Raw genomic sequence first — 4,475 nt, 5'->3', positions numbered from 1 at the left:
GTCGAATCCGACCACCTCGAGTTTGGGTCCGCCGCTCCAGTTTTGCTGATTGGCGACGTCGGCAGCGTATTGCCAGCTCCTGAGTTCGTTGGTTCCCAATGAACCCATCAGGCCGGACAGCGGATCGATGAACGCGATCTTCACTGTTTCTGCCGATGCGGCACCGGAAGCGAGTGCCATGTACACAGTGGCGCCGGCCAGCAAGAAATGCATTTTTTTCATTCAGTTGTCTCCGACTATTTTTTCGAATCGATTCTTGGTCTGGATTCTTGGTCTAATTTCGCAACAACTTCTAAAGCATCGCCGCGTCACCGCCGGTCATTGCGGTTCGTGGTCGCGTTTCCAGTGCCGCATGGAGGCCAGGTTCCGGCGTGTCCGGACTGTAAGAGAACCGACGCGGCCTAACCTTGAGGACGAGCGCGCCGGCGGGTTGGCTTTCGATGGGAATACCCGGGCCCGCATTACGGAGTACTCAGGACTGGCCGTCTTTTCAACGCTGATTCGTTCGGGTTGGGTCCTTGCGCCGGCACCCGCGCTTTTACGGGCGCAACTGGATAGTAAGGAGCGGACAAAGCAAAAGCGAGGTCATTTTCGGACGCGAAAATGTGCCCCAAGGACATGGAAGCTTGCCGAGATCGCTATCCGCCTTGATGGACAAGGCGAACGGGCATTTGACTAGTGCTTTCACCTAGGAGCCAATTGACGTGTTCCTGAGCGGTTAGCAGAGGTCGCTCACAAATGTCCATCCTGACGCAAAAAAATCTCCAAATGGAGAAAAACACTTGATCGTTTGTTACATATTTAGTATCTTCATATGGAGATATGTGGCGGAACGGCTGCCGCGCTTGTATGGATCAACGGGGGTTCCAGGTTTCATGGCTGTTCTTTCTATCGACGATGTAACCGGAGAGCACTCTCCGGGGAAACTTCTCCGGCAAATCAATACGTTGCTCAAGTCGCGAATTCAGGGGCGCTGCGTCGACCCTGACCTCAACGCGGTCCAGTGGATTGCGTTGAAACTCGGGCATGACGGCGTTGTGACGAGCGCCGGCGAACTCGCTCGATCAATTGACTTCACGACGGGAGCAACGACTCGTCTGATCGACGGGCTCGAGGGCAGCGGATACGTGCTCAAAGACGCTAACGCAAGCGACCGGCGCGTGGCGCACCTGATACTGACGCCCGCTGGCGAGGCCAAATACATGCAGAAGGCGCTCGATGGCTGGAATGAACTGCTAGCCGATTTCGAGACGGAGGAAGTGCAGCAAATGACGCGTTTGCTAAGCAAATTGCTACGCACGATGGAGCTGTCAGCAGCACGCCGCGGCATCACTGTATCGAGGAAAGCATGAAGTCCAGGACGATGGCGGTTTCGGCGCTGGCCATGTTGCTGCTAAGCGCATGTATTGCAGTCCCTGATGTCCCGCAGCAGGTTGCACAGTCACAGGCCGATCAGTTGGGTCTGGAACAGCCGGGCGCGGCAATCGGTGAGCGCTGGTGGGAGTCGTTTGACGATCCTCAACTCGGCCGGTTGATCGATGAAGGACTCAAAACCAATCCAAACCTTGAGGCTGCACTCGCAAGGGTGCGTGCGGCGGACGCGACGGTCAGCGCTCAGCGGGCCGCCGAACTACCCCAGGTGTCAGCGGATGGGCAGGTGCTTGATCAGCGCTTTAGCGGAGCCTACATCATCCCACCCCCCTACGCCGGCACCACGCAATGGATACCGACCGTTCAATCGAATCTCGATTGGGATCTCGATCTGTTTGGACGGCAGAGAGCGATCGTGGCGATGGCGCGTTCAGATGCGCAAGCGGCGGGGCTGGACGTCGCCGAAGCCCGCTTGATCATTTCCACAAGTATCGCGCAAACCTATATTGGGCTGGCGCGGGCGTATCAATTGATTCGGGTTGCTCATGGTTTTGTGAAAACGCGTGAGGACGCCCTGACATTGATACGAAGCAAGGCCAGATTCGCGCTGGCCAGCGAGTTCGACCAACGCACGGCCGAAACCTTGCTTGCCGAGGCGCAGCAGGCTGAGTTGAGGGCGACCGAGCAACGAGATCTGTTGATCCACGCCCTCGCGGCGTTAGTCGGGCGCGGAGCCGATTTCTATCCGACGATCAGTGCACCGACCCTCGCGCTGGATAAACGGCCTCTGGTCCCCGACACGCTACCGGCCGACTTGCTCGGCCGAAGACCGGATCTTCTAGCCGGCCAGGCGCGCATCGATGCGGCTGTATCGGGTGAGAAGGTGGCGCGGACGGATTTCTTGCCGAACGTCGATCTTCGGGCGCTCGCAGGACTTGCGTCGATTGGTTTCGGGAACTTCTTTGGCGCAGGCGCCGCGACATATGGCGGTGGAATAGCAATACATGTGCCGATTTTCGAGGGAGGCAGGCTACGCGCGCAATATCGCCGTGCCAGCGCGGATCTGGACGTAGCAGTTGCGACTTATAACGACTCCGTTCTTAGGGCCGTGCACGAATCCGCCGATGCACTAACCAGAGTCCGGTCGAACGATTCCGACGTCGCTCAGCAAGACCGCATCGTGGCAGGGCTGCGCGACTCCGTACGTCTGGATGCCGTTCGCACTTCGACGGGACTCGGGTCAAGACTGGACGCGATTGATAGCGGATTTCGTCTTCTTGAAGCGGAACAGGAACGGGTCAATTTGCAGGCGGAAGGGTTGACCCGGCGCGTACAACTGATCGCTGCGCTTGGTGGCGGATTTATCTCTAACACAACGACCGCGACGACTCCCTCGTCAGGCAAATCACAATGACTGAAAAAACGCTGACGGTCGGCACGGCCCAACCCAACCTCAAACCTGAGTTCAAACGCCCCAGTGACGGCGCCATGCTCCGAACGCGCCGGCGGCTGTTCATCGCGTTCGGTATCTGTGTGGGTATCGCAGCTATCGCTTATCTGGCCACGCGCTGGTTTGCGCCGCCCTCGGAGGAAACAGACGACGCCTACGTGGGTGGCAATATCGTGGCAGTGACCGCACGTGAAGCCGGTACGGTTCTCGCGCTCCATGCCGATAACACACAGCGCGTGCTTCGCGGACAGCCATTGATTGAACTCGACCCGGCCATGGCCAACGTGCAACTCGATGCGGCCGAGGCTGCCCTTGGGCGGGCAGTCCGTGCGGTTCGCGTCAATGCCGCGCAGGTAGACGAGACGAGCGCTGAAATCGCGCAGGCCGAAGCGGACCTGTCGAAGGCGCAGAACGATTACGCAAGGCGCAAGGCGGCAGCGGCAGCGGGCGCAATTTCAGGTGAAGACCTGAGTCATGCGGCCGACGCAGTGACAACGACTCGCGCGGCTCTCAATCTGGCGCGGGCGCGGCAAACGCAGGCCACCAGCACGTTGTCCGGGACGACGGTCGAAACGAACCCGCAAGTGCTGGGCGCGATCGCCGAAGTACGAAGGGCGGCTATCGACGCCAGCTACATGCAGATCGTGGCCCCTTTGTCCGGTGAGGTAGCGCAACGCACCGTACAGCTTGGTCAAAAGGTCGCGGCGGGTACGCCACTGATGGCGGTGGTGCCGCTCGACAGCGTATGGGTCGACGCAAATTTTCGCGAGACTCAGCTTGAGGATCTTCGTGTGGGGCAGGCCGCTACTATCACAACCGATGTCTATGGCGGGAAGGTTGTATTCCATGGTCATGTTGCGGGGCTGGGCGCTGGCAGCGGCAACGCATTCTCTTTGTTGCCGCCGCAGAATGCGACGGGTAACTGGATCAAGATTGTTCAACGGGTGCCCGTGAGAATTGCACTTAATCCCGCCGAGTTGGAAAAGACGCCACTGAGAGTGGGTTTGTCGGTCGACGTGGAGGTCGAAACCGCAGATCGGTCAGGACCATTTGTGGCTAACAGTGCGCCGCCGGCCGGAGGCGAAGTGGCAAGCCTCGACGGCGGCCCGAAGCTGGAACAACGCATCCGCGAAATCATCGCGGAGAATGCGGGGCGCAAACCATGAGCGGCACCAGCACTAGCGCCGGCAGCGGCGGGCAACTTGCACCGCTGGCAGGCATTGCATTGGGCCTGACGTCCGTTGCGCTTGCACTCGGCAGCTTTATGCAGGTTCTCGACTCGACCATCGCCAATGTATCGCTTCCGACTATTGCCGGGAATCTCGGCGTGAGCACCGATAGCGGTACCTGGGTTATTACATCGTTCGCTGTCGCCAATGGCGTCACTGTGCCGCTGACCGGCTGGTTGATGGGTCGCTTTGGCGTTGTCCGGACCTTCACCGCGGCGGTGCTCGCGTTCACTATCGCGTCGTTCCTCTGCGGTATTGCGTGGAGTCTGCCGTCGCTGATCGTGTTCCGCATCTTGCAGGGCGCGATGTCGGGCCCGATGGTTCCAGGCAGCCAGGCGTTGCTCATTGCAATCTTTCCGCCGCACAAGCGGGCAACGGCCCTCGGCATCTGGTCGATGACCGCGATGTCCGCCCCTGTTCTCGGC

Annotated in this window: 4 protein-coding genes and 1 pseudogene; 4 read left to right on the top strand and 1 reads right to left on the bottom strand. The window is 59.6% G+C overall.

Annotated elements, in window-relative coordinates; translation table 11 throughout:
* Window positions 1-222, bottom strand: a pseudogene (locus WCA53_RS13990) (branched-chain amino acid ABC transporter substrate-binding protein); the annotation flags it as partial.
* Window positions 223-875: 653 nt separating this feature from the next.
* Between WCA53_RS13990 and WCA53_RS13985 the strand changes: the two are divergent.
* The 4 genes from WCA53_RS13985 to WCA53_RS13970 form a co-directional block, all read left to right on the top strand.
* The gene (locus tag WCA53_RS13985; RefSeq protein WP_423911173.1) at window positions 876-1,352 is read left to right on the top strand and encodes a MarR family winged helix-turn-helix transcriptional regulator; all 477 of its coding nucleotides are present in this window, start codon (window positions 876-878) and stop codon (window positions 1,350-1,352) included.
* A complete protein-coding gene (locus tag WCA53_RS13980) occupies window positions 1,349-2,785 on the top strand; it encodes an efflux transporter outer membrane subunit (protein WP_423911169.1) in 1,437 nt (478 codons plus the stop codon). The genes WCA53_RS13985 and WCA53_RS13980 overlap by 4 nt, the downstream gene beginning before the upstream one ends.
* Window positions 2,782-3,987: an efflux RND transporter periplasmic adaptor subunit gene (locus WCA53_RS13975; RefSeq protein WP_423911164.1), complete on the top strand. Its 1,206-nt coding sequence runs from the start codon at window positions 2,782-2,784 to the stop codon at window positions 3,985-3,987. Before WCA53_RS13980 ends, WCA53_RS13975 begins: the two co-directional genes overlap by 4 nt.
* Window positions 3,984-4,475, top strand: a 492-nt coding sequence (locus tag WCA53_RS13970; RefSeq protein WP_423911161.1) for an MFS transporter, incomplete at its 3' end; no start/stop codon positions are given. The genes WCA53_RS13975 and WCA53_RS13970, both read left to right, overlap by 4 nt.

Origin of the sequence: Caballeronia sp. (assembly GCF_049581465.1) — a bacterium.
In the GTDB taxonomy this organism is placed as follows: Bacteria; Pseudomonadota; Gammaproteobacteria; order Burkholderiales; family Burkholderiaceae; genus Caballeronia.
This window is presented reverse-complemented; position numbering and strand designations above follow the sequence as displayed.

Bases quoted from the DNA above. Each gene is read 5' to 3' on its own strand.
- WCA53_RS13985 (WP_423911173.1), top strand. From the start codon at position 876: ATGGCTGTTCTTTCTATCGACGATGTAACCGGAGAGCACTCTCCGGGG.
- WCA53_RS13980 (WP_423911169.1), top strand. From the start codon at position 1,349: ATGAAGTCCAGGACGATGGCGGTTTCGGCGCTGGCCATGTTGCTGCTA.
- WCA53_RS13975 (WP_423911164.1), top strand. From the start codon at position 2,782: ATGACTGAAAAAACGCTGACGGTCGGCACGGCCCAACCCAACCTCAAA.